The following is a 23021-nucleotide window of genomic DNA, read 5'->3' on the forward strand; positions in this document are numbered from 1 at the left end:
AAAAAATTATGTTGCGGCTAAAAGTCCTTTGAGTACATAAAGCTCCAGCGACTCGGCCACCTCTTCTTTTGTTAAAGGCTCGTATCGCTTTTCCCAATCAAAAATAAGTGCAATATATAGTTTCACCATCACAAATGCAGTCAATTCAGGATCACATGGCTTAATATCGCCTTTATCAATCGCTTCTTTTACTTTCGTTTTAACATAGCGAATGATCATTTGCTCCATCTTCTCAATCATTTCCTTGACCGCTGATGTGCCAAGCTCCGCATTTTCCTGAAAGATTTTGATTGTGAGCTGGTGGTTTTTTCGAAATTCCAATATTGCAAAGAGTGCTAAATGAAGGTTTTCAGAGAAACTTTTCTCCTCATCCATTGCTTCATCCGCAATTTTCTTCATCTCTATTAAAAGGGATGTGAAAATTTCATCGAACAGCTCTTCTTTGTTTTTGAAAAAGGTATAAATGGTTCCTTTTCCGACGTTGGCCAGCTTCGCCACAAGATCCATTGTGGTGGCTTTATACCCAAATTGAGTAAATGCCTTCGTAGCCCCGTCTAAAATCATTTGTCTCCTATCAACACTCATGATCTCACTCCCAAAATGACTATTTGAACGTTTTGGTCATTAAGTACAGAAAGTAATATACCACATCCTTTTCTCCGGATGCAACAACTTTGTTCACTTTTATGATTCACAACTCTTTTTGAATTATTCGAACACGAAAAACTCCCTTTCCTTGGTAGAAAAGGGAGTTTGTTTTATGAAAATAGATAAGATACAGCCTCTGAAATGGCCGCTTTTCCTTGATCAATACAATCAGGGATTCCGACACCTTCAAAAGCAGCACCTGTGATATAAACACCAGGATATGATTGCTTAAACGTTTCTCGCATGTTCGAAATGGCTTTCTGATGACCGACGTGATACTGCGGCATGCTCGTCTTCCAACGAGTCACTGTCGTCAGTTCTGGATCTGCTTTAATATCCATAATTTTCTTCAAATCCTCCAGCACAATGCTGACGATTTGATGGTCTGACTGTTCGACAATTGATTCGTCGCCAGCCTTCCCTACATAAGCACGCAATAGCGTTTTTCCTTTAGGAGCTGTATGCGGCCATTTTTTGTTCGTCCACGTACAGGCTGTAATAGAGAAATCACTGTTTCTTGAGATGACAAAACCAGTGCCGTCATATTCATTATGAACATCCTCTTCTTTAAAACCGAGTGCAACTGTTGCAACAGAAGTAGATGTCATATCATGCAAGTACTCAAGTCCCGCTTCTTTTGGAAACATGGAATAGATCGATTGATGCGGAGTTGTCACAATGGCTGAATCGGCAAAAAGCGTTTGACCGCTGTCTAATTGCACTCCATAGCCCCCATCAGTTTTTTCAATCTGCTTCACTTTTGTCCCTTTATAAACCGTTGTCAGCTTGAGCTTGCTTTCTACTGCTTCAACAAGCGCTTGCAGTCCTTGATTGATCGTTTGGAACTGCCCTTGTTTTTTCGCTGTCACTTGCTGCGCTTTCGCATGCTGCTGTGATTTTTTCATCCCAAGAATCAAACTGCGATGCTTTTGTTCTGTTTGATAAAACTGCGGGAAGGTGGACATTAAGCTGAGGCGGTCAATGTCACCTGCATAAATGCCTGATAGAAGAGGTTCGATTAAATTCTCAACTACTTCATCACCGACACGTCTTCTAAAAAATTCACCGAGCGACTGATCTTCTGTCTGCTTGCTTTTTGGCAGTACGAAATCCATTGCGGCTCTCGCTTTTCCTGCAACTGAAAAAAGACCGGTTGTGATGAATGGGCTGATTTGAGTTGGAATACCCATGACAGCGCCTTTTGGCATCGGGTGAAGGGTTTCATTTACTAGTACATATGCTTGCCCTGTTTCATTATTGACGAGCTGATCCGCGAGACCAACATCCTTCGCCAGCTGCGGTCCACTGACCTTTCTTTCTAAAAATGAATCAGGTCCACGTTCAATGATGTACCCGTCTTTATATAATGTTTGTATTTTTCCACCTAGCCTAGGGCTCGCTTCAATAAGAGATATTTGAATGGGAAGACCTTTTTCTTCGACTTCCTTTTCCAAATAGAAGGCGGCGGCTAAACCAGTGATGCCACCGCCAATGATGACAAGGTGTTTTTGATTGTCATGCATAGGATCGCCTTCTTTTATATAATTACTTGCTTTCGTCAAGCTTCTTTAATACGACAGTTGCGAGAGCATCAATAAATGCTGGTTTCGCATTTGGCATTTCTGGACGATAGTAGGCTGCACCGATTTCATCTGTCACGACTTTACATTCATAATCGTTGTCGTATAACACTTCAAGATGGTCAGCGACAAACCCAACAGGCACATATACGAACGTTTTATAGCCTTTTTGTTCGAATAGATCCCGTGTTAAGTCTTGAACATCTGGTCCAAGCCATGGATCAGGCGTGTTGCCTTCACTTTGCCAGCCAATTTCATAATGTTCAATTCCTGCACCTTCTGCAATCATTTTGGCAGATTGTGCGAGCTGATCAGGATATGGATCTCCTGCTGCAATAATTTTTTCAGGAAGACTGTGTGCAGACACAATGAGTACGGCTGATTCTCTTTCCTCTTCACTCATCGATGCATACGTATCCTTCACTTGTTTCACCCAATAGTCCACAAACTTCGGCTCATCGTACCAGCTTTCCACAGACGTAATCTTCAGATTGCCAAGCTTGTCTGCCTCATCTTGTGCACGCTTGTTATACGATTTCACGCTAAAGGTTGAAAAATGCGGGGCAAGAACAATACTCACTGCTTCTGTGATGCCGTCTTTGTGCATCTCTGCAACTGCATCCTCAATGAATGGTTCAATATGCTTTAAGCCAATGTAGACATGAAATTCAATGTCGTCTTGGATGTCGTTCAAATGATCACACAAACCATTTGCCTGCTGTTCTGTAATTTTTGATAAAGGAGATATACCGCCGATTGCCTTGTAGCGATCCTTCAAATCTTGCAGCATCTCTGGCTCCGGTTTTCTGCCTCTGCGGATATGTGTATAATAACGTTCAATATCTTCTTCTTTATATGGGGTGCCATATGCCATGACAAGAAGTCCCATTTTCTTTTTCTCCACAACCAACACTCCTTCAGATCATTTGAAATAGTTTAGATGGATGATTTTTTATATTTCGCTGAATAATCGTGAATAAAATCTGTCAGCTTCTTTAACGTATCTGGTGAAACATCAGGAAATACCCCATGACCTAAGTTAAAGATAAAGTGATCTGATTTCATTCCTTGATCTAAAATATCTTTTGCTCTTTCTTCAATGACTTCCCAAGGAGCAAGTAAGATGGTTGGATCAAGGTTCCCCTGTAACGTTTTTGTGAGCCCTTCTTTTCTCGCTTCATCTACACTCATACGCCAATCCAGTCCAACCACATCAAGCGGCAGATCGTGCCAGTCTTTCGCTAGATGGCTTGCACCAACTCCATACATGATCATTGGGACATTTTCAGACTTCAGCTCTGTGAAAATTCGCTGCATGACAGGCTTAATGAATGTCCGGTAATCTGCTGCATTTAAAGCGCCAACCCATGAGTCGAAAATTTGAAATGCACTGACCCCGGCTTTTACCTGCGCGCGTATGTACGTGATCGTCATATCAGCTAACTTGTTCATGAGCAGCATCCACGCCTCAGGATCACTGTACATCAGCGCCTTTGTTTTATGATAATTTTTAGATGGACCGCCTTCAATCATATAGCTTGCCATCGTAAATGGTGCGCCAGCAAAACCGATAAGTGGAACATTCAGCTGCTCCTTCGTTAAAAGCTGAATGGTATCAAGCACATATGGCAGGTCTTCTTCAGGATGAAGTTCCCCAAGACGTTCGATATCTGCTTTAGATCGAATCGGTGCATCAATCACAGGTCCAATTCCATTTTTAATTTCTACGTCCACTCCAATAGCCGGAAGCGGGGTCATAATATCTTTATATAAAATAGCAGCATCTACACCATATTGTTCTACAGGAAGTCTTGTTACATAAGCACATAACTCTGGCTGATGCGTAATTTCAAATAGCCCGTATTTTTCTTTAAGGGCACGATATTCAGGCTGTGAGCGTCCTGCCTGTCTCATATACCAAACTGGTACATGGTCTGTTTTTTCCCCTTTACACGCCTTTAAGAACGTGTCATTAAAAACCTTCGTTTTTCCCATTACCTTTCATTCCACCTTTCGCCTTACACTCTCTTTGCATAAGGCTCAAACACTGCTTTTACTATACCGCGTTTTCAAGGCACGGTATACTAAAGCGGCTCAATGTTCAAAAAATCGCCGAATATTAACGTCCAAAAGACTCTGGCTTGACATACGCACTGCCTTCGCCTTCTTCTTGTGTTTGGGTATTATATGGAACAACTTTATACTCTGCGTTTGAAAATACATTGGCATACGGCATTGTATAACTGCCCACGCCTGTCACTGTGTCGATCAGCGTCTCGCCTCCATTTCTCTTTTCATAGATGCGGTATTCAACGCGTTTATCCTCCTGCTTGTCCCAAGACAGCTCTAATGTAAATAATCCTTTGATTTTAAACGCATAGCGGGCTTCAAATCCTGATACTCCCTCTAAATGGATAGGAGATTGAAGCTCTTTTATTCCCTCTGGTTTTTCAAACGTTTCATTGGTGATTTGAGCTGCTGTTAAAATATCTTTAAACAGCTGCACTGGGTATTGACTGCCCCCAGTTAAATAGTGGCTGTTATCGGTTTTGTCATACCCCATCCAAATCGCACCCGTTGTACTAGGCGTATAACCGGCAAACCAAGCATCCTTTGTTGCACCTTTCACACCCGAATATGTGGTCGTCCCTGTTTTACCAGCTAAATCTCCAGCGTATGAACCGCTCTGGGCTGTCCCGCCTTTGACAACTTGCTGAAGCATTCTTGTCATGTTCCATGCATTCTGCACGCTAAACACTCGTTCTTGCTTACCACGATTCTTTTCTACAGTTTCTCCTTCATCATTGGTGATCTTTTGAATAAAGAAAGGCTTTTTATATACGCCTTCATTGGCAAATGTATGGAAGGCTCCAGCGATCTGTAATGGCGAAACTCCTTTTTCTAAACCGCCAAGCGCAATAGCTAAGCCTTTATCAGAGATATCTATCCCCATTTTCTCGAGATATGACTTCGACGTATCAATGCCCAGCTGGCTTAACGTCCACACAGCAGCGGTATTTTTACTTTTCATGAGGGCTTCCATCATTGTGACCCGGCCCTCATACTGCCCATCGTAATTCTTAGGTGAGTAGCCGTCATAGCTTTTTTCTTTGTCTTCAAGCAGCGAATAAGGTCTGAATTTTTTCTCCTGCATTGCCGGACCGTACACCGCGATCGGCTTAAAAACAGATCCCGGCTGCCTAACAGCTGTCACCCTGTTATAGCCTCTCGCCTGATATTCTCGTCCTCCAATGGCTGCTTTCACTCCACCAGACTGGTTATCAATAAATACGGCGCTGCCTTCCGGAGAACCGCTTTTTCCCGGGAAATAACGGTTGTTCTTCATCGCATCATATGCAGTTTTTTGCAGATTCATATCAATCGGTACTTTAATGGTATAGCCGCCTTGAAGCAATTGTTCATGTGAAATGGCATACTCTGATTCTGCTTCTTTTATGATGAGATCAACATAGCTGTCCACCCAAGGTGTTTCTGATTTCTTTTTTAAATGAATGCCTAGTGTTCTCCCTTTTGCTTCTACCGTTTCTGTTGAAGACAAATATCCTTGTTCGTTCATTAAATTCAGGATGGTGTCCCGCCTTTGTTTATTTTTATCAGGGTGTAGAACAGGCGAATAAGTAGATGGTGCCTTTGGCATCGCAGCGAGAGTAGCACCTTCGCTGACCGTTAAATCTTTGACATCCTTACTAAAGTAATAATTGGCTGCTGCCTGAATACCATAAACACCATGGCCGAAGTAAAGCTGATTCAAATACATTTCAAGCAGCTTATCCTTGGAATAATCTCTTTCTAAATTAATGGCAATAATGACTTCTTTCGTTTTTCGAAGAAAGGTTTTGTCATTTGTGAGAAAAATATTTTTTGCGAGCTGCTGAGTAATTGTACTGCCGCCCTCTACCTTTCCTCCTGCTAATATATCTCGATAAACCGCCCTTGAAATAGACTGTGCATCAATTCCGTGATGCTCATAAAAACGCTTGTCCTCGACAGCCACAAAGGCTTTTGCTACTTTATCGGGCACCTCTTTTAACGACACAGGGTCCCGATTTTCTGAATACATGCTTGTGAGTTCTTTTCCATTCTGGTCAATGATTTTGGAGGAAGCGTGAAAAACAAGCTTCTTTTCATCTATGACATAATGTCCTAAAAATAAAATCGTCAGATAGCCAATAAATGAGAGTACGATTGTACTTCCTGCAATGACTAATGGAATGATTATCTTCTTTTTCTTCAAATTAGGTCACCTCATTCCTTTATACGGATAGTATGGGATGTATTGCTTCATAATATGTTTTATGGATTGACTGCCAAAGAATTATATATCATTCTTTTGTTATACTATCAAGCAGGAGGCGGTTTAGATGAATTTCTATATTACATATGGAACAGCAGATTTTTTGCATAAAATCTCAAAAAAACACCATCTGGAAAATCTGCTTTATATGGTCGGGAAAGAACAAGCAGCTCTTTTTCATGAAACGGAGGGTGAGACTGTATTTAAAGCCCCTCATGCCTATGATGTGATTTATGCGAAAGGCGAGCTTGTCCAATCTGGTTTCGTCACCTTGAATCATATCCCTGTTAAGCTTGAAAGCAGAGCACTCTTTGAATCCACCTTTCAGAAAAAGACGAACATCTCAGAACATCAGCGCGGCTTCCAAGCTATTCGCGTTTTAAGACCTCAAAAAGATGAAGAAGTTTATTTGATTTTGACACTTTGGGAATCAGAGGACTTATTTCAAGACTTTCAAGAATCAGAAGCATTCTTTCAGCCACACGAGGATACAGGCTCCATTTTCTCTCGTCCGGCTTACCTCACATCCTACCATGCCGTCACAGACAATTAAGGAAGTGCTGCTCTCAGCACTTCTTTTTTTCATGAAAAAAAGCCCAATCGCTGGGCTCTTCATTTTATGAGCTTGATTTCAGCTCGTACCGATGAATGATCGGCTGAAGCACATAGAAATTCAGCAATATCCAACCCAATAAGACCGGCCATTTCAACATAGGTGAAGCACCTTTCAATTGAACGAGCAGCACCAATAGCGGAATCAAACAGATCATGAAAAAACTCATTTTTGAGACAAACGTTTCTTTGATTTGATGCCGGCAGCTTGGACACATCATCATTTTCGTATGTGATAAATGAAACTTTTCGACGAAAGAAAATGTTTTTGAACAATTTGGACAGCTTCCCAACGCTACTCCTCCCTTTCCCTGCTTCATATCAACTTCGACTTTTATGCAAAATGACCTTTTGATACTGACCACGAAATCCTCTTCTGTTGAAAGATTCTAACAATTACCATACAATCAGTAAAAGAGCATGAAGGAGGTTTTCGATTCAATGACAATATCCACTTTACAGAAAAGCATCAATGAACGTCTTGATGAACATTATGAGGAAATGGTTGAAATTAGACGCCATCTCCATATGAATCCTGAACTTTCTTTTCAGGAAGAAGAAACAGCCGCTTTCATCGCCAGCTACTATGATACATTACAAATCCCTACGCGTACTCAGGTGGGCGGTCATGGCGTACTCGCTTTTATCGAAGGAGCTTCTCCGGGGCCAACCATTGCCCTCAGAGCTGATTTTGATGCACTTCCCATCCACGATGAAAAAGATGTACCTTACAAATCAACAAAACCTGGAGTGATGCATGCGTGCGGTCACGATGGGCATACTGCGACACTTCTTGTATTAGCAAAAGTTTTGCATACACATCGTGACCAATTAAAAGGAAAGATCGTCCTCATTCATCAGCATGCGGAAGAATATGCTCCCGGCGGTGCAAAACCAATGATTGAAGCCGGCTGTTTAGACGGTGTCGATGTGATATTTGGTACGCACCTTTGGTCTTCAGAGCCTTGTGGCACGATTCTTTATAAAAGCGGAAACTTTATGGCAGCCGCCGATCGTTTCTCTATTCAAGTCCAAGGGAAAGGCGGACACGGTGCCCAGCCTCATTTAACAAAAGATGCCGTACTCATCGGTTCACAAATCGTCGCAAACCTGCAGCAAGTCGTTGCCCGTAAAGTCAATCCGATTGATTCTGCTGTAGTGTCTGTTGGAGGTTTTGTCGCAGAGAATGCCTTTAATGTCATTGCAGATTCAGCTGTTTTAACTGGTACTGCACGATCCTTTGAAGAAAGTGCACGGCATATCATCGAACGAGAAATTGAACAGGTGGTAAAAGGGGTGTGCCAGATGCATGATGCTTCCTACACATATGAATATGTGAGAGGATATCCAGCTGTCAAAAACCACCCGAAGCCTACTGAATATATTGCGGACGTCGCAGAACAGACGGAAGGTGTAACAGAAGTAAAAGAAGCGGAAACCCAAATGGGCGGAGAAGACTTTGCTTACTACCTTCAGCATGTCCCTGGCACCTTCTTCTACACAGGCGCCATGCCGGAAAACAGCCAGGATGTGTATCCACATCATCATCCAAAGTTCGATATCAACGAAAAAGCAATGCCTGTCGCAGCAAAGGTACTCGCTAACGCCGTTCTTTCCTACAATGAATAAAAAAAAGCCGCTGTCCTCAGCGGTTTCAGCGTGTAGACAAACCCTCGCATTCGGTTTCAGGTCTGCGCTCCGGTGCTCACGAATGTCCAATTCGCTCCGTTCCGCTGCTCGTCCTTCCTAGACTGAAAAGGTTTTTTCTATCACGCTGTGCTGAAAAGAAGACAAAGGGCTAAAATAAAAATTATTTTAGCCCTTTGTCAACAATCTGAAGCCCCTGTCCTCAGCGGCTTTTCTATTTCATATCTTTCAATATCCGTAAATGAAACACATGGCGTGCGACCTCTCCGAGCTGTCCTGTCAGCTGATGATTTGCCACGCCGCCAACAGCGGCTCCGACGACCGGCATTAATTGAAACAGCTTCACAAGATCAATGTAATCTCGATACTCCTGCTGAAAGCTGTACCAATCCATTTCCTCTCGGCTCGTTTCCCAATCATCTATGATCTTCATCATTTTTTGACGATGTGCACTGCTGGAAAAAGCGAGTTGAAATATACAGAGCAAAAAGAGTCTTTCTTCCTTTTGAGATAAATCAAAGCCGTAAATACACGCCAGCTCATAAAGGCATTTCATCTTTATGCTCAGCAGCAGCGGAAAGTCTGCCATTCCGAGGAATAAACCGCCTGCACCTGTTCCAATCCCTTCGACGGCAGCCGCCTTTTGGTAATACTTCACTTTATCCTTTGCCAGTTCATTTCGTTCTACAAGAGATAATTGTTCATCAATCACTGAAAATGAAGTGAAGTGTGATCCTGATACGGTGGATTCAACCATTGTTTTGACTGCACTTGTGATGACTTGATGAAACCTGGCAGGAATTCGGCGGTTCACCTGCTGCTGAACTGCTTTTGAAAACCGTTCGATCTTTGAAGGTTTTCTTAAAAAACGTGTTTGAAAAAGAATGGCTTCTTCATACAACTCCCGTTCAGCTGCATTCATCCGGTCCCCTCCTAGATGTCATCATACGCGCGTTGTAAAAAACATATCTCCACTTATCTCATCTTTTTTAACCTACTTTGTACGTAAGGCTTAAAGAGGACAAGCACAAACGCTACAGAAATGAGAAGGGCAAGTCCGCTTCCCTGCCAGCCTCCTGCTGGAAGTACTGCACAGCTCAGCAATATCGATTGGATGATGAGCACATTACGGACGAGAACAAAAAAGCTTCGATCCTTTTCTTTTTGAGAAACTGGATAAAGTGCCTGTAATGAAAGATGAGCAAAGTGCTTCGTTAAAGGCACAAGCTGTACACCTGTGATAAATACTGTGAACAAGACAAGCAACGCACCCACCCAGCCTGCTGCACCTGTATACAAAATAATCAGGACAAACACGGCCGTTAATCTAAACACCAGACCAAAATAGTCATTTGAGCGTACAAACGCCCTCACATACATATAAGAAAAAGTTTTACGCTGATCGTAAGGAACAAACTTCAACATCCAGTCCATGTATGCTCTTCTTTTCACCTGTTTCTTTAAGTGAGGCACATCGGTGAATAAGTTTGCCAAACGATAAAAGCGCTGCTTCCGTTTTAATTCATCAGAAATATGCAGTTCCCATTGAAAAGGCTGTTTTTTCACTGCATTTGTTAAGTAGACGAGATAGACACCGTAGATAAGATAAAAAACGATTGCAATCACATAGGCTGCCTGTAAGACGGTGTAGATCAACATCATATTTAATAGAAAACGAAGGGCTGCATCGAGCCATCTCACATGTTTTCCTTGAAAATAAGTCATTCTCCATTGAATGGCTGTATTCAAACCCTTTATCAAAATCATTTGCGCCAGTATCAGCACATACCCCGTGATGCCTCCTGAAGACACTGCCGAATAAAGCGGAAGTGCGACAATGGATACAGCAATGAGAGGAAACAGCTGAGAAATGAAGCTAAAGTTAAAAGCTTGTTTTAAGTAAGGCTCCATCTTTCCTTCTAAAGGAAGCAAAAACACAAGATCGGCTTCTTTAATCAACGTACGTACGTATGAGCTTGTAAGTACTAATGAGAAAACAACTGCCATCATCCAGTAGGATGGGAAGTGAGCCGGAATCTGTCTGAGCCAGCCGCTGTACCAGCTTGCTCCGCCTGCAAGGAAAAAAATGAGCACAATGACAAGATGATCGTTGAACATGTATTTTAAGTATTTTCTTGTTTCTTGTATGTGTTCCTCTAATCTTGATTTCCAAATAGTAAGCGTTGTTTTACTCATAGTTTTCTTCCTTTGTTAATTCCAGATAAAGATCATCGAGTGTCGCATCTCTCATATTGAACTGTTCTCTCAGCTCTGCCAGTGTTCCTTTCGCTCTGATTTCCCCTTCGTGCAAAATAATAAAGGAATCACAATAGCGCTCAGCTGTCGCTAAAATATGCGTTGACATCAGGACACTAGCACCGCTTTTCTTCGCAGCATTCATCCGTTCAAGCAGTGCATTGATCGCAAGAGGATCAAGCCCTAAAAACGGTTCATCGATGATATACAGCTCTGGTTCCACAAGGAATGCACACATAATCATGACCTTCTGCTTCATTCCTTTTGAAAAATGAGCAGGGAACCATTTCAGCCGTTTCTCCATTCGAAATTCTTTCAGCAACGACGGCAGCCGTTCGTCTAATTGTTCCTTCGATAGACCGTAAGCCATCGCTGTCAGCTCTAAATGCTCTTTTAACGTTAATTCTTCATATAAAACAGGTGTCTCAGGAATAAATGTAAATTGTGAACGATACGCCTCTTGGTCGTCTTGAAGGGTTCGTCCATTCAATTCAATGACACCTTTATGCGGTTTCATAAGCCCGATAATATGGCGGATGGTTGTACTTTTTCCCGCCCCGTTTAAACCAATGAGACCAACGATTTGATTTCTTTCTAATTCAAATGAAATATTTTTTAGAACGGGATTCTTCGTATATCCACCCGTTACATCTTTTACAGTGAGAAGGGACATGAATTCGTTCCTTTCTTTCTTTTTTCCTTTATAGTAACAAAAACGAATGATAATTTGAAATGTTTACCTATAGACGAGTCATGAATAAAAAATAGGCGCTATGGTCATCATAATGTATGTAGAAGAAATGAACTTGATGACCAATAAGTAAATGAGGTGTTTGTTAAAGGCAAAGAACCGCATGACAAGTTGGTTTTTCATCTAAAAACCTTAGCTTCTGTTTTGCTTCACTGATTCTTGATTTTTGTGTCCTATACAATATGTATACGACAAACCAAAACGTCAAATGAGGTGTTTACGGCAGAAATAGCAGGCATATGAATTCTTTATTTCAGTAAATAGAGAATTCAAAAGGCATATCGAATGAAAGCATCAGCATTTCTTCTGCAGGAGCAGGATGAGCGACCAAAGGAGTTCGCTTGTCCTGTTTTCTTTTTTGCTTCTTTTTGTGATACGATAAAGGAAAAATAATGAGGAGTGACATGGCGTGAGCGACTGCATTTTTTGCAAGATCATTGATGGAGACATTCCATGTGCAAAAGTATATGAAGACGAGCATGTATTGGCTTTTCTTGATATCAGCCAAGTAACAAAAGGACATACCCTTGTAATCCCGAAAATACATAAAGAAAATATCTATGAGATGACACCAGAAGTGTCTAACCACTACTTCCAAGCGATTCCGAAAATTGCAAGGGCGATCAAACAGGAATTTGAACCAATCGGGTTAAACCTCCTGAACAACAACGGTGAAAAAGCTGGTCAATCGGTGTTCCATTACCATATGCATATCATTCCGCGCTACGGCAAAGGTGATGGCTTTGGTGCCGTATGGAAATCACATCAAGATCAATACACGTCAGAGGATTTAAAAGACATTTCTTCTGCCATCCACACGCGGCTTACCTCATCTTAACAGATGAGGTTTTTCTTATTTTTGCCCCTTTTCATCGCTTTCACCTCTTAATAGTAAGATATTTTGAACGATTCAAATTTTTTGTCCAAATGCTTCAAATTTGTGATAGGATGGTTTTATCTTTTGATCCATTAACGCGAGAAATAGGGAGAGATTGTGATGAAGCGAACGACAAATTTTAATGCTGGTCCGGCGGCACTGCCGCTAGAAGTGCTTCAAAAAGCACAGGAAGAACTTGTTGATTTTAAACAAACTGGGATGTCTGTGATGGAGCTTTCTCATCGCAGCGGTGAATATGAAGAAGTCCACAATAAAGCAAAAGCGCTTTTGGTGGAACTGATGGACATTCCAGAAGATTATGAAGTCCTCTTTTTACAAGGCGGAGCTAGTCTTCAATTTGCGATGATTCCTATGAACTTCTTACATGAAGGCGAAACAGCTCATTTCATTCAAACAGGCGCATGGTCAGAAAAAGCATTGTCAGAAGCAAAAGGGTTTGGTCAGACATCTGTCTTTGCTTCAAGTGAAGATGACAACTACTCATATATTCCAGAAGTAGATGCTTCCGGTTTAACAGATGGTGCTTACTTACACATCACATCGAACAATACGATCTTCGGCACTCAGTGGAAAACGTTCCCGAACACGTCACTCCCGCTCATTGCGGATATGTCCAGTGATATTCTCAGTAAAAAAATAGACGTTTCTTCATTTGATTTCATCTATGCCGGGGCACAAAAAAACCTAGGTCCATCAGGTATCACGATTGTGATTGCGCGCAAACGTTTATTAGAGAAAGAGAAAAGCAGCACACCAAAAATATTAAAATATTCAACACACGCAAAAGCTAACTCTCTTTATCACACACCACCGACTTTTGCGATTTATATGCTGTCGCTTGTCCTTGAGCATGTTAAACAAGCTGGCGGTGTAGAAGCAGCGGAAAAACGCAATGAACAAAAAGCAGGCATTCTCTACGATACAATTGATCAAAGCGGCGGTTTTTATCAAGGACATGCGCGTGCTGACAGCCGTTCGCATATGAATGTCACCTTTACTCTTCGTGATGATGCACTTACTTCTTCCTTTGTGGAAAAAGCAAAGCAAGAGCAGATGGTTGGACTTGCCGGCCACCGTTCTGTCGGTGGATGCAGAGCATCTATTTACAATGCGGTCTCAATTGAAGACTGCCAAAAGCTTGCGGACTTTATGAAAAAGTTCCAGCAAGAAAATGAGTAAAAAGGCTTTTCTATAGGGAAATAAATTTGTTATAATAACGAGAAATATAAAGTCATGACTCTTGCAATAAATGATGAGCCATATTATTGGAGAGTCCTATAAGAGCTTAGCAGAGGAGAGCATAGAAATGAAAACAAAAGAATTAGTGATTATGTCATTGCTTGCAGCAATGGGAGCTGTTTTGCATACGATTTTCCCGCCCATCTTTTTCGGAATGAAACCTGATATGATGCTGGTCATGATGTTTTTAAGCATCATCCTTTTCCCAAAGGTTCAGCATGTCGTCGTGATTGCGCTAGTGACTGGTGTCATTTCTGCATTAACAACGGGATTCCCAGGCGGACAAATTCCGAATATGATTGATAAACCAGTGACAGCCTTTATCTTCCTAGCCCTTTTCTTATCTTGCTCGAAGATAAAGAACAAAGTCGTGCTGACCGCTGTGTTAACTGCGATTGGAACCATCGTATCCGGCGTGATTTTCTTATCTGCCGCTTTACTGATCACTGGACTGCCAGCTGCATTACCGGCACTTCTTGTGGGCGTCGTCCTGCCAGCAGCCGTGATTAATACCATCGCTATGGTATTTGTCTTCCCAATTGCTCAGTCCATTCTGAGACGTGCAAGAATGATAGAAGTTGCTTAACGAATAACCGAACCTCTTCATGATAGATGAAGAGGTTTTTTTCATGCTTTTATAAAAGAAAAAGGGTCAGCAGCAAAATGAGGAGCGAAATCCCTGCACCTGCCGCACACACAAGTGCTTTTTGCTTTAAGACATGTTTTGGCGGATAAGACCCTGCATACCCAAGCTGTCTTGCATAATGAATAGAACCACCTGTAAAAACGATGACGATACACATAAAAACGAACAGAAAGACAGACAACCTTCTCCCCTCCCTTTTCTTCAAAAGTATGCTAAAATAAAGCAAGCTATGTATGGAAGTTCAATGAAGCTGATCGTCAGCTCAGAGAGAACATGCGAATGTGTAAAATTTGACTAGAGGTGATTTGAATGGCTAGTGGACGTTCTTTATTAACAGGATTATTTGTAGGCGGTCTCCTCGGAGGTGCGGCAGTGCTCCTGACGACTCCCTCTTCTGGCAGAGATGTGCGCGGAAAAGTGAAAGACGGCTATGACAAATTCGAAGATACGCTGACAAAATTAAAAAGAGATGGACAAGCTTTAAAAGAGCAAATTGTGGAAACAGCAAAAGAAAGCGCAGAGGTGATTAAAGAAGTCGGATCTGAATTGCAAACATCGATTCAGCAATGGCGCGAAGAAATCAAACCTCATCAGCAGGACTTACAAAAGGAAATTCAGGAAATTGAGGAAAAGCTCAAACAACTGGAGAAAACCTTACAAAACTAATATACTCACAAAAAAATATTCGTTTACAAAAGTGTGCGGGGTGCGTATCCCGCACTTTTTTTGTTGAAAAAAGGTTATTTTGTCAATGTTTTTCATGACTTTTAAAAATTCTTGAATTTTCAGCTTTATTAATCTTTATTTTATTGGCATAATAGAATTACAAGAAAAAGAGAAGTAGGTGAAATGGATGAATCATTCGGAACAGCCTTTCGATGTAAAAGAAGCACTTTTATTCAGTCAAAGAATGGCCCAATTGAGCAAAGCTCTTTGGAAATCCATTGAAAAGGACTGGCAGCAGTGGATCAAACCGTATAACCTAAATATCAATGAACATCATATTTTGTGGATTGCGTATCAATTAAAAGGAGCTTCAATATCAGAAATTGCAAAGTTTGGCGTCATGCATGTATCAACGGCGTTTAACTTCTCCAAGAAACTGGAGGAACGAGGATTTTTAAAATTTTCTAAAAAGTTAAACGATAAACGCAATACGTATATTGAACTAACGCCAAAAGGCGAAGAGACATTCCATAAACTACTCGAAGATTATGACCCGGCTCGAACTGGTATTGTCAAAGGCGCACAGCCGCTTCATGACATTTACGGAAAGTTCCCTGAGATTTTAGAAATGATGTGTATCATCCGAAACATTTATGGTGAGGATTTCATGGAGATTTTTGAGAAATCGTTTTCAAACATTGAGAAGGACTTTTTGAATGAGCGAGGAAGAGTCAAGAAAAAGACTGAGGAACTTGAAAACTCAGCGGAGGCAGCAGAAAAAGCGGCTAACACAAATCAAATTGTTTAATGATCTTTATAAATTCATTCATTAGCGGCTGAAAGAGCCCTTGATCATGCAAAGCAAATATCGTCTCATGAACATCCAGCTTTTCAATTAACTGTCCCGCAAAGAGCGCAAGGAGATCGTCAAACATGACGTAGCCTTGTGCTTTTTGCTTATCCATTTCCTCTGAAAGCTCAGCACAAATACGCTCAATTTCCTCTGCCTCTTCTTTCGATACACGTTGCCTGATCAATAACGCGTAATATGGATAACGGCTCATATCGGTTGCCGTCAATAAAAGTTCCATATAATATTCAAGCTGGCTCATTCGTTCCTCAATACTCATGTACGTTCCCTCTTTCTCTTAGTCCTTCTATTTTAGCCGAAATTACTCATTGACGAAAGAGACGAACCTCCCCCTTCTGTTCTTTTTTCTTGAAAAATCCAAAGTTTCCTCTCTTTATTCCATTTGAAGGCAGCATTTTATTTTTTTTCATCAAAACCATTGATTTTTATCCTCAGGAAGAGTAAATTATCTTGAGATATTCAATTCGATTTTTAGATTGGAAGGATGAAAAATGAATTGTTGGAAGACCATTAATCTTGAAAAGGATTATGGTTATACGAGAATGATGATTTCTGCCATAAGTCTTGCTATCCTTTTTTTCATTATGGCATTTTTATGTTTTCAACTGACTCATCCTGAAACGAGGCTAAGCAGCCATAACGCACCGCTTTTTGCCGTGCTCTTACTTGTGACATTGCTTGTCCACCGTGTGGTTCACTTGATCCCAGTGATGAAAAATAAGAAAAAAATGACGCTATTTATGAAACGAAATTGCTGGCAGCGCGTGCCTAAGAAAGTGATGCTTTTTTCACTTCTCAGCCCGTTTTGTGTCATCTCACCGGTTTACTTTGTATTAGGCGTGGCGTTTCCCATGTATGCACACTATTTTATCATCATCGCAAGTATACATGCAGGCTATTGTTTGCCTGACTTTTTATTTGCATGGAAGCTGCTTAAAGCACCTAAATCCTGCATCATCGATCAAGCTCAAGACGAGTTTGATATTTTAGTTGACCAAACTTCCTCATCATGAGGTTTTTAAAGCCAACTTCTATCTTTTTCATAAAAAATTTGGTAATGTAGTATGGGAATAGCATAGAGAGGGGGGATCTCCGATAGTTTTATTTTACTTCATCGTCTTTGCCGCGTTTATTGTGTATTCAATAAACAGGCTTACTAATACATTATGCCTTGTCAGAGAGATTCCTGAAGAACGGCAAGATAAGGTGTTTCGCTTTATCAATGTATCAATACTGATCTTACTTATCTCATCATTTGTTGAAATTACCATCTCCATTTAAGATCAAAGCAAAAGCTGCCAGTTTGAGGGCAGCTTTTTGTGTATATTTTAATTAGCAAATCCAAGATGCACCGATGATGATCAATAAGATGAATAATACGACGACTAGTGCAAAACCGCCAGCAAAGACTTCTCCTCCCATGTAAAAACACCTCCTGCCAGTTCTTCCTCTGTTCTAAGCTCAGTGTATGCAGAAAAATAAAAAGCGTTTAGGCACCTGTCATCGTTTGAAAAAAGAACCGCCCTCACGCATGGCAGGACGGCTCCCTTCTGTCACAGCGATTTAATTAGTAAAGATATGCTGCACCAACGATGATCAGCAAAATGAATAGCACGACCAATAAAGCAAACCCATTAGAATATCCTGCTCCCATATAATTCAGCCTCCTTTTTGTGATCACTATATGTGTATGTCGCGCGCAATTTTTTGACTAGACGAATGCCCTTCCATTTGCATTTCTTTTTACAGCATGTCACAATATGTTATGATACAAGCAATGATAAATAAATTGGAAAGATTAGGAGTGTTTTTTGAATGAAAAAAATGGCTTTAGCAGCTGTAACAGCAGTAAGTGTTTTAACTCTTGGCGCATGCAGTAGCGGTGATAAAGATGTAATCGCAACAACAAAATCAGGAGATGTCACAAAAGGTGAACTTTATACAACTCTTAAGAAACAAGCAGGTGGAGATGCTCTAAACCTACTTGTTCAACAAAAGGTTCTTGCTGACAAATACAAAGTATCCGATAAAGAAATTGATAAGAAATTGGAAGAATATAAAAAGTCACTTGGTGAAGATCGTTTAAAACAGCTTCAAGATGAATTCGGTAAAGATTACATCAAAGATCAAGTGAAATATGAGCTGCTGACTCAAAAGGCTGCCAAAGCTAACATCAAAATCACTGATAAAGAAGTCAAAGCGTATTACGATGACCTTAAAGGGAAAATCCGTGCAAGCCATATTTTAGTAGCTGATAAGAAAACAGCTGACGAAGTGGAAAAGAAATTAGATAAAGGTGAAAAATGGGATGCCCTTGTCTCTGAATATTCAACTGATACTGCTTCAGCTGCACAAGGCGGCGATGTAGGCTGGTTCGCAAAAGAAGGCCAAATGGACGAGAACTTCAGTAAGGCTGCTTTCAAACTAAAAGTAAATGAAATCAGCAAGCCAGTAAAATCCCAATTCGGCTATCATATCATTAAAAAGACCGAAGAACGCGGTAAATATGATGACATGAAAGCGGACTTGAAAAAAGAACTGCTTGACCAAAAACAGGCAGACACAAATGAAATCCAAAACATCTTAAACAAATTAGTAAAAGATGCTGATGTGAAAGTAAAAGATAAAGAGCTTGAAAAAACGTTCAAAGAAAAATCTGAACAGCCTGCACAAAATCAGCAGACTCAACAGTAATCACAAAAAACCCCTCTGCCTTCATCGTGCAGAGGGGTTTTTGTATGATCAGATTAAGCAATCGAATGATCTTCATGTGCCGCAGTATCCTGTGATCTTTTCACCTGCTGATCCTGACGTCTGCGCTCTCTTTCCTGTTCCATTCGCTCGATAAAAATTTCTCCTTCCTTTTCAATAAAGGATTGATCAATTTCTTGCTCCTCTTTGGCTGTTGTCATTAATTTATACGCACAGAAAATAATGCCGATGATACAGGCATACACCCACCACGGAAAAAACAACATTTTTTCATCGCCTCCTTTTCTTAAGGACATTCCTCTCTTCCTTTGTGTTACATGCTTATGCGAAAAGAAGACAAGTTATGAAAAAAACGCCCGCATAAACGGACGTTTTGACATGATTATTCGTGATGGAAGGTTGGTTTATAAAACGAACGATTCTCAAGTGCAAAAATACGTTCTGTATATTCTCCTGGTTTCACATGCTCAAGCGCACGATCCATCATGTTCATTTTCGCATCTAAATTATCAATATAGTGGAGAATTTCAGCCTCTTTCACCATTGGTGGTTTCGGGCTGCCCCACTCTCCTTTTCCATGATGACTGAGGACTAAGTGCTGTAAAATGAGAATTTCTTCTGAATCAATGCTAAGCTCTTCTGCCGCTTTCGCAATTTCTGTCACCATGATGGAAATGTGGCCAATTAAATTCCCTTCCACTGTATATGTGGTAGAGACTGGACCTGAAAGCTCTTTTACTTTCCCTAAATCATGAAGAATGATGCCTGAATATAAAAGATCTCGATCTAGTGATGGATATAGGTCAACAATGGATTTTGCTAAATGCAGCATGGACACGACGTGGTAGGCGAGTCCAGAGACAAATTCGTGATGATTTTTTGTCGCTGCTGGATAATCAGCAAATTCCTGTCCATATTTCTTCAGCAAATGCCTTGTAACACGCTGAATATTAGGGTTTTTCATATCAAAGATATATTGCATAATCGTATCCATCATATCGTGTTTTGGAATAGGAGCTGTTTCGAGAAAATCATCAATTCGAATTTGCTCGTTTTCAGCAACAGGGCGTATATTCCTAAGCTTCAGCTGATTCCTCCCGCGATAATGATGAATGTCGCCTACTACCTTCACGATGGTTTGCGGGCCATAGGTGATTTCATCATTCTGCTTTGCATCCCATAGTTTCGCCTCAATATCTCCACTTTGATCTTGAAGAATGAGCGTTAAAAATGGTTTGCCATTACTTGCAATCCCTTTAGTAGATGATTTAATTAATAAATGCAGGTCAACTTGTTCGCCGACATCATAGGTCATGATCCCTTTAGCCATTCAATAAAAGCTCCTTCCATGTTTCTGCTCATATAAGTATAACATAAGTCATTATTTGTCAATCATTCAACTGCTAAACTCGTAATCTGTCCATCTTCTGCTGCCTGCGCCATATGCTGATGACAGGTAAAATAAAACAGCTGTGTTTCAAAACGTGTGAGTTCATTCATCAACTCCAGCACTCTTCCTAGACGTACATGATCAAAATGAACGAAGCTGTCATCCATCATAAACGGAAGCTGACACTCCTGCTGATGCGACAAGGCGAGTGCAAAACGAATCGCCAGATAGATTTGTTCACATGTTGCCTGTGAGAGCTCTTCTGGATGGAATATTCGTCCATCCACCCTTTTCACGATCAGCCGGTCATCCTCGGGTGAAAATAAAATGGCTTCATATCGATCATTCGTTAACGGCTGAATAAAGCTTGAAGCTGTTTGCAGCAATGCTGGCAGCCTTGTTTCTTTATGCTCATTCAATTTTTCTCGAATGACGGAGCGGACAAGCTGAATCGCCGCCCATTTTTTCGCAAGGTGCTTTGCATGCTCCTGCTCAGCTGCAAGCTGATGAGTCAAATCAGAAACTGTACCAGAAGCTTCTATTTGCCGGATTTCCACTGCTCGTTCTGCTAAGCGTTTTTCCATATTCGCCGCATTCGATTGTACGTTATTCAGGTGCTGCTTCGCTTCTGCACACTCTTCTTCAAGAAGACGCAATCCTTTGCGAACAATCGATTCTTCCTCATCAAAGCAGCCGCTTCTATGCAGCTCTTGATTCAGCTGCTGCAAATGAGAAAGCCGTTCCCGATATTCTTTTGATAAATGAGAAAGGATTTGGTAATCTTTTTTGGACTCTGCTTCTACTTGACGAAAAAGCGCGTCCATTTGTTTTTCGTAATAGTCAATTTCCCCTTCTAGCGTCGTGATCTGCTGTTTCACATGTTGAATCGAAACATCCAATGTCTGACGTTCTTTTTCTCTTTTCGCCTCATCTTTCAATATCTCTTGAAAGGCCAAGATATTCTCTTGAATGGTGCCTTCCTTTCGTTGAAGAAGACTGCTTAACGCTTCCACCCTGTGCTCATAATTGGATTGCTGGCCTAAAAGCTCGTCTATTTCCCGGCTAAGCCCCTCATATTCCGCTGTATCCGTTTTTAATTGCTTCAGAATAAGGAAGGCTTCTACAAGGAAAGAAAGCTCTGAGGACAAGCCCAGCTGTCTTTTCTTTTCCTCTACTTGCTGCTGGACAGGTTCCAGCTCCAGCTCCCAGTCTTCATATTGCCGGATAATCCTTTCGTACAAAAGCTCCTTCTGCCTCACAAGCGTTTCAGCTGAAGCTGCCTGCACTTGGAAGGAATCGAATGTTCCCCCGCCGCTTCCCTGTTTCATCTGTATTGATTTCAAAAATGGATAAATCGCAAAGAAAACAAAAACAGAAAATCCCGCAAATAAGAAAGTAATCCACCATTTTGTTAAAAAGAAAAGGACAAGCAGAAATGCAGCATCGAACATCACCATCACAGGAAATAACCACGCCCGGGAATGAGCCTGTTTCTCTTTTGTTCTTGTTTCCCCAGTTTCCACTGTACTATGCGATTTGGCCTGCTGTTCCTTTAATCCTTTTAAAGCGGTTTCCGCTTCTTCCAGCTCATGTCTTGCATGATCAAACCGGTCATCCAGCTGTGCCTTTCTGTCCATTAAACGAATGTATTGGCTGACAGCCTCCTTTAATTCCCACTCAAATTCAAGGGAGTCGTCGATCTGATCGAGCTTGACTGAACGCTGCCACTTCAGCTTCGCTGCGGCTTCATCCATTTTTTGTTTCAATGAATCACGTTCTGCTTTACATTCAGCTAAGCGATTTTTGACACGTTCAGCATGAGAAGTTTCATCAACGACACGCTTCATCTCCAGTAACGTATCCTTGTCATAAAGCGGTTGAACTTGTGCCATCGTGGTTTGCAAATGATCTAATTTTTGCTTTAGTGCAGTCATTTGAGCCTTTTTCGGGTGAAGGTGTGATTCTAATTTATCCAATTCATGCTCTGTTTCTGCTCTAAAGCGTTTGACTCGTTCTGGATAACGGGCTAATTCTTTTTTTAACTCCATCTTCTTCTCTATCATGGGATAAAGTCGAATGTGTTCAGTTAACTGCTGAATCTGTTCTTCTGTCTGCTTCATTTCATTTTGAAGCGCTGCGATCGTCTCTATGAATTCAGAATGCTCCCGTTTTTTTTCTGAATAACGGCCTTCTGCCAATCTAGCTTGTTTCAGCTGGCCAGTCAGCTCTTTTAAACGATCAAGCTGCTGGTTTAATTCTGGCTTGCGTCCATTTGGTTTAAACAGCTGCTCCTGCTGCTTAAGCAGCCTGCTATCCATCTTGGAGGCCGCATCTGAGCCAAATAAACTTGAGAAAAGCAGAAATTCACCAATTTGATCTTCGTTTAAGGCTTGGACATTTTGCAGTCCAAACACATCAAATGAGTAGATTGATTGGAATAATCTGCGATCCGTTCCCTTTAAAAGAGTCCGCAGGAATGCTTCGTCTTTCACTTCACCATTCGGTAAAAACACCTGTGCTTGACCGCCTCGATCGGACGATCTCTCAATGTGAATGACACCTAACTCTTCATCTAAGCAAGTGAGGGAGCCGCCATAGAAAGATCCTTGCTTCGGCTTGTACATCTTGTTTTTTGAAAAACCAAATAACATCGACTCAATAAACGCCTTCAATGTCGTTTTCCCCGATTCATTCAGGCCGTAAACTAGCTGAAAACCGTCATCAGAAAAGTGAAAGGTTCGATTTGAAAATTTCCCGAAATTCGCTATATGGAGTGAACGTATTTTCATC

The 23021-nt window shown here is 41.2% G+C and carries 26 protein-coding genes; 10 read left to right on the plus strand and 16 right to left on the minus strand.

The genetic code is table 11. The features are described from left to right. Positions 1 to 6: 6 nt before the first annotated feature. The 5 genes from AC20OE_RS11610 to AC20OE_RS11630 form a co-directional block, all read right to left on the minus strand. Positions 7 to 585, minus strand: coding sequence for a TetR/AcrR family transcriptional regulator (locus tag AC20OE_RS11610; RefSeq protein ID WP_059376290.1), 579 nt, complete (start codon positions 583 to 585; stop codon positions 7 to 9). Positions 586 to 758: 173 nt separating this feature from the next. Then, entirely contained in the window at positions 759 to 2171 is a 1413-nt protein-coding gene (gene hemY / locus AC20OE_RS11615) for a protoporphyrinogen oxidase (RefSeq protein WP_039177605.1), read from the minus strand. A gap of 22 nt (positions 2172 to 2193) precedes the next feature. Continuing rightward, on the minus strand, positions 2194 to 3132 hold the full coding sequence (gene hemH / locus AC20OE_RS11620; protein WP_024426557.1) for a ferrochelatase: 939 nt from the start codon (positions 3130 to 3132) through the stop codon (positions 2194 to 2196). A gap of 32 nt (positions 3133 to 3164) precedes the next feature. After that, the gene (gene hemE, locus AC20OE_RS11625; RefSeq protein ID WP_039177601.1) at positions 3165 to 4223 is read right to left on the minus strand and encodes a uroporphyrinogen decarboxylase; all 1059 of its coding nucleotides are present in this window, start codon (positions 4221 to 4223) and stop codon (positions 3165 to 3167) included. A 124-nt stretch (positions 4224 to 4347) separates the two neighbouring features. Further along, positions 4348 to 6483 carry a transglycosylase domain-containing protein gene (locus AC20OE_RS11630; protein ID WP_212043306.1) on the minus strand — a complete coding sequence of 712 codons (2136 nt, stop codon included), beginning with the start codon at positions 6481 to 6483 and terminating at the stop codon, positions 4348 to 4350. A gap of 127 nt (positions 6484 to 6610) precedes the next feature. Between AC20OE_RS11630 and AC20OE_RS11635 the strand changes: the two genes are divergently transcribed. Then, positions 6611 to 7096 carry an antibiotic biosynthesis monooxygenase family protein gene (locus AC20OE_RS11635; protein WP_487268872.1) on the plus strand — a complete coding sequence of 162 codons (486 nt, stop codon included), beginning with the start codon at positions 6611 to 6613 and terminating at the stop codon, positions 7094 to 7096. Between the two features lie 64 nt (positions 7097 to 7160). On the opposite strand, the gene AC20OE_RS11640 is transcribed toward AC20OE_RS11635, so the two are convergent. Beyond that, positions 7161 to 7313 (minus strand): hypothetical protein, encoded by a 153-nt coding sequence (locus tag AC20OE_RS11640; RefSeq protein ID WP_228285951.1) that lies wholly within the window; start codon positions 7311 to 7313, stop codon positions 7161 to 7163. Positions 7314 to 7596: 283 nt separating this feature from the next. Here AC20OE_RS11640 and AC20OE_RS11645 point away from each other — a divergent pair, with 283 nt between their 5' ends. Continuing rightward, the gene (locus AC20OE_RS11645) at positions 7597 to 8784 is read left to right on the plus strand and encodes a M20 family metallopeptidase (protein ID WP_099663107.1); all 1188 of its coding nucleotides are present in this window, start codon (positions 7597 to 7599) and stop codon (positions 8782 to 8784) included. A 232-nt stretch (positions 8785 to 9016) separates the two neighbouring features. Here the strand turns inward: AC20OE_RS11645 and AC20OE_RS11650 are convergent, their stop codons facing one another. Genes AC20OE_RS11650 through AC20OE_RS11660 form a run of 3 tightly spaced genes read right to left on the minus strand, consistent with a single transcriptional unit; the run spans position 9017 to position 11731 of the window. Continuing rightward, positions 9017 to 9724, minus strand: a complete 708-nt coding sequence (locus AC20OE_RS11650) for an EcsC family protein (RefSeq protein ID WP_487268873.1) — start codon at positions 9722 to 9724, stop codon at positions 9017 to 9019. A gap of 53 nt (positions 9725 to 9777) precedes the next feature. Continuing rightward, positions 9778 to 10998, minus strand: coding sequence for an ABC transporter permease (locus AC20OE_RS11655; RefSeq protein ID WP_487268874.1), 1221 nt, complete (start codon positions 10996 to 10998; stop codon positions 9778 to 9780). Beyond that, complete coding sequence (locus tag AC20OE_RS11660; protein WP_047202605.1) at positions 10991 to 11731, minus strand: ABC transporter ATP-binding protein; 741 nt, start codon at positions 11729 to 11731, stop codon at positions 10991 to 10993. Before AC20OE_RS11660 ends, AC20OE_RS11655 begins: the two co-directional genes overlap by 8 nt. Before the next feature lie 487 nt (positions 11732 to 12218). Between AC20OE_RS11660 and AC20OE_RS11665 the strand changes: the two genes are divergently transcribed. From AC20OE_RS11665 to AC20OE_RS11675, 3 genes are all read left to right on the plus strand, one after another. Beyond that, a complete protein-coding gene (locus AC20OE_RS11665; RefSeq protein ID WP_024425457.1) occupies positions 12219 to 12647 on the plus strand; it encodes an HIT family protein in 429 nt (142 codons plus the stop codon). Between the two features lie 159 nt (positions 12648 to 12806). Then, positions 12807 to 13886 (plus strand): 3-phosphoserine/phosphohydroxythreonine transaminase, encoded by a 1080-nt coding sequence (gene serC / locus AC20OE_RS11670; RefSeq protein WP_058838797.1) that lies wholly within the window; start codon positions 12807 to 12809, stop codon positions 13884 to 13886. A gap of 127 nt (positions 13887 to 14013) precedes the next feature. Further along, a complete protein-coding gene (locus AC20OE_RS11675) occupies positions 14014 to 14532 on the plus strand; it encodes a tryptophan transporter (protein ID WP_039177586.1) in 519 nt (172 codons plus the stop codon). 49 nt (positions 14533 to 14581) lie between these two features. On the opposite strand, the gene yhzF is transcribed toward AC20OE_RS11675, so the two are convergent. Continuing rightward, a complete protein-coding gene (gene yhzF / locus AC20OE_RS11680; RefSeq protein ID WP_024425454.1) occupies positions 14582 to 14773 on the minus strand; it encodes a membrane protein YhzF in 192 nt (63 codons plus the stop codon). Between the two features lie 128 nt (positions 14774 to 14901). Between yhzF and AC20OE_RS11685 the strand changes: the two genes are divergently transcribed. Together AC20OE_RS11685 and AC20OE_RS11690 are read left to right on the plus strand one after the other, a co-directional pair. Beyond that, the gene (locus AC20OE_RS11685) at positions 14902 to 15258 is read left to right on the plus strand and encodes a YtxH domain-containing protein (protein WP_024425453.1); all 357 of its coding nucleotides are present in this window, start codon (positions 14902 to 14904) and stop codon (positions 15256 to 15258) included. A 187-nt stretch (positions 15259 to 15445) separates the two neighbouring features. After that, positions 15446 to 16066 (plus strand): HTH-type transcriptional regulator Hpr, encoded by a 621-nt coding sequence (locus tag AC20OE_RS11690; RefSeq protein WP_058838795.1) that lies wholly within the window; start codon positions 15446 to 15448, stop codon positions 16064 to 16066. On the opposite strand, the gene AC20OE_RS11695 is transcribed toward AC20OE_RS11690, so the two are convergent. Next, positions 16044 to 16388 carry a YhaI family protein gene (locus AC20OE_RS11695; RefSeq protein WP_058838794.1) on the minus strand — a complete coding sequence of 115 codons (345 nt, stop codon included), beginning with the start codon at positions 16386 to 16388 and terminating at the stop codon, positions 16044 to 16046. The genes AC20OE_RS11690 and AC20OE_RS11695 overlap by 23 nt on opposite strands. A gap of 232 nt (positions 16389 to 16620) precedes the next feature. Here AC20OE_RS11695 and AC20OE_RS11700 point away from each other — a divergent pair, with 232 nt between their 5' ends. Both AC20OE_RS11700 and AC20OE_RS11705 read left to right on the plus strand, forming a co-directional pair. Continuing rightward, complete coding sequence (locus tag AC20OE_RS11700) at positions 16621 to 17142, plus strand: DUF3267 domain-containing protein (protein ID WP_039177576.1); 522 nt, start codon at positions 16621 to 16623, stop codon at positions 17140 to 17142. Between the two features lie 82 nt (positions 17143 to 17224). Continuing rightward, the gene (locus AC20OE_RS11705; RefSeq protein ID WP_072368131.1) at positions 17225 to 17410 is read left to right on the plus strand and encodes a hypothetical protein; all 186 of its coding nucleotides are present in this window, start codon (positions 17225 to 17227) and stop codon (positions 17408 to 17410) included. A 51-nt stretch (positions 17411 to 17461) separates the two neighbouring features. Here AC20OE_RS11705 and AC20OE_RS11710 read toward each other — a convergent pair whose 3' ends face one another. Both AC20OE_RS11710 and AC20OE_RS11715 read right to left on the minus strand, forming a co-directional pair. Further along, on the minus strand, positions 17462 to 17551 hold the full coding sequence (locus AC20OE_RS11710) for a YjcZ family sporulation protein (RefSeq protein WP_017360317.1): 90 nt from the start codon (positions 17549 to 17551) through the stop codon (positions 17462 to 17464). A gap of 145 nt (positions 17552 to 17696) precedes the next feature. Continuing rightward, positions 17697 to 17783 (minus strand): YjcZ family sporulation protein, encoded by an 87-nt coding sequence (locus AC20OE_RS11715; protein WP_008361129.1) that lies wholly within the window; start codon positions 17781 to 17783, stop codon positions 17697 to 17699. A 161-nt stretch (positions 17784 to 17944) separates the two neighbouring features. Between AC20OE_RS11715 and AC20OE_RS11720 the strand changes: the two genes are divergently transcribed. Next, entirely contained in the window at positions 17945 to 18823 is an 879-nt protein-coding gene (locus tag AC20OE_RS11720) for a peptidylprolyl isomerase (protein ID WP_047202904.1), read from the plus strand. A 53-nt stretch (positions 18824 to 18876) separates the two neighbouring features. On the opposite strand, the gene AC20OE_RS11725 is transcribed toward AC20OE_RS11720, so the two are convergent. From AC20OE_RS11725 to AC20OE_RS11735, 3 genes are all read right to left on the minus strand, one after another. Then, positions 18877 to 19107 (minus strand): sporulation YhaL family protein, encoded by a 231-nt coding sequence (locus AC20OE_RS11725; RefSeq protein WP_041089925.1) that lies wholly within the window; start codon positions 19105 to 19107, stop codon positions 18877 to 18879. A gap of 116 nt (positions 19108 to 19223) precedes the next feature. Then, entirely contained in the window at positions 19224 to 20171 is a 948-nt protein-coding gene (gene yhaM, locus AC20OE_RS11730; protein WP_024425447.1) for a 3'-5' exoribonuclease YhaM, read from the minus strand. Between the two features lie 62 nt (positions 20172 to 20233). Continuing rightward, on the minus strand, positions 20234 to 23020 hold the full coding sequence (locus tag AC20OE_RS11735) for an ATP-binding protein (RefSeq protein ID WP_268502994.1): 2787 nt from the start codon (positions 23018 to 23020) through the stop codon (positions 20234 to 20236). Position 23021 lies beyond the last annotated feature (1 nt).

The organism is Bacillus sp. SRI_025 (assembly GCF_057592095.1).

Coding starts and splice junctions, on each gene's coding strand:
- hemE (WP_039177601.1), bottom strand. CDS start 4,223: ATGGGAAAAACGAAGGTTTTTAATGACACGTTCTTAAAGGCGTGTAAA.
- AC20OE_RS11610 (WP_059376290.1), bottom strand. CDS start 585: ATGAGTGTTGATAGGAGACAAATGATTTTAGACGGGGCTACGAAGGCA.
- AC20OE_RS11720 (WP_047202904.1), top strand. CDS start 17,945: ATGAAAAAAATGGCTTTAGCAGCTGTAACAGCAGTAAGTGTTTTAACT.
- AC20OE_RS11700 (WP_039177576.1), top strand. CDS start 16,621: ATGAATTGTTGGAAGACCATTAATCTTGAAAAGGATTATGGTTATACG.
- AC20OE_RS11675 (WP_039177586.1), top strand. CDS start 14,014: ATGAAAACAAAAGAATTAGTGATTATGTCATTGCTTGCAGCAATGGGA.
- AC20OE_RS11635 (WP_487268872.1), top strand. CDS start 6,611: ATGAATTTCTATATTACATATGGAACAGCAGATTTTTTGCATAAAATC.
- AC20OE_RS11710 (WP_017360317.1), bottom strand. CDS start 17,551: ATGGGAGGAGAAGTCTTTGCTGGCGGTTTTGCACTAGTCGTCGTATTA.
- AC20OE_RS11645 (WP_099663107.1), top strand. CDS start 7,597: ATGACAATATCCACTTTACAGAAAAGCATCAATGAACGTCTTGATGAA.
- AC20OE_RS11690 (WP_058838795.1), top strand. CDS start 15,446: ATGAATCATTCGGAACAGCCTTTCGATGTAAAAGAAGCACTTTTATTC.
- AC20OE_RS11640 (WP_228285951.1), bottom strand. CDS start 7,313: ATGATCTGTTTGATTCCGCTATTGGTGCTGCTCGTTCAATTGAAAGGT.
- AC20OE_RS11715 (WP_008361129.1), bottom strand. CDS start 17,783: ATGGGAGCAGGATATTCTAATGGGTTTGCTTTATTGGTCGTGCTATTC.
- yhaM (WP_024425447.1), bottom strand. CDS start 20,171: ATGGCTAAAGGGATCATGACCTATGATGTCGGCGAACAAGTTGACCTG.
- hemY (WP_039177605.1), bottom strand. CDS start 2,171: ATGCATGACAATCAAAAACACCTTGTCATCATTGGCGGTGGCATCACT.
- AC20OE_RS11735 (WP_268502994.1), bottom strand. CDS start 23,020: ATGAAAATACGTTCACTCCATATAGCGAATTTCGGGAAATTTTCAAAT.
- AC20OE_RS11685 (WP_024425453.1), top strand. CDS start 14,902: ATGGCTAGTGGACGTTCTTTATTAACAGGATTATTTGTAGGCGGTCTC.
- AC20OE_RS11695 (WP_058838794.1), bottom strand. CDS start 16,388: ATGAGTATTGAGGAACGAATGAGCCAGCTTGAATATTATATGGAACTT.
- AC20OE_RS11650 (WP_487268873.1), bottom strand. CDS start 9,724: ATGAATGCAGCTGAACGGGAGTTGTATGAAGAAGCCATTCTTTTTCAA.
- AC20OE_RS11725 (WP_041089925.1), bottom strand. CDS start 19,107: ATGTTGTTTTTTCCGTGGTGGGTGTATGCCTGTATCATCGGCATTATT.
- AC20OE_RS11660 (WP_047202605.1), bottom strand. CDS start 11,731: ATGTCCCTTCTCACTGTAAAAGATGTAACGGGTGGATATACGAAGAAT.
- serC (WP_058838797.1), top strand. CDS start 12,807: ATGAAGCGAACGACAAATTTTAATGCTGGTCCGGCGGCACTGCCGCTA.
- AC20OE_RS11655 (WP_487268874.1), bottom strand. CDS start 10,998: ATGAGTAAAACAACGCTTACTATTTGGAAATCAAGATTAGAGGAACAC.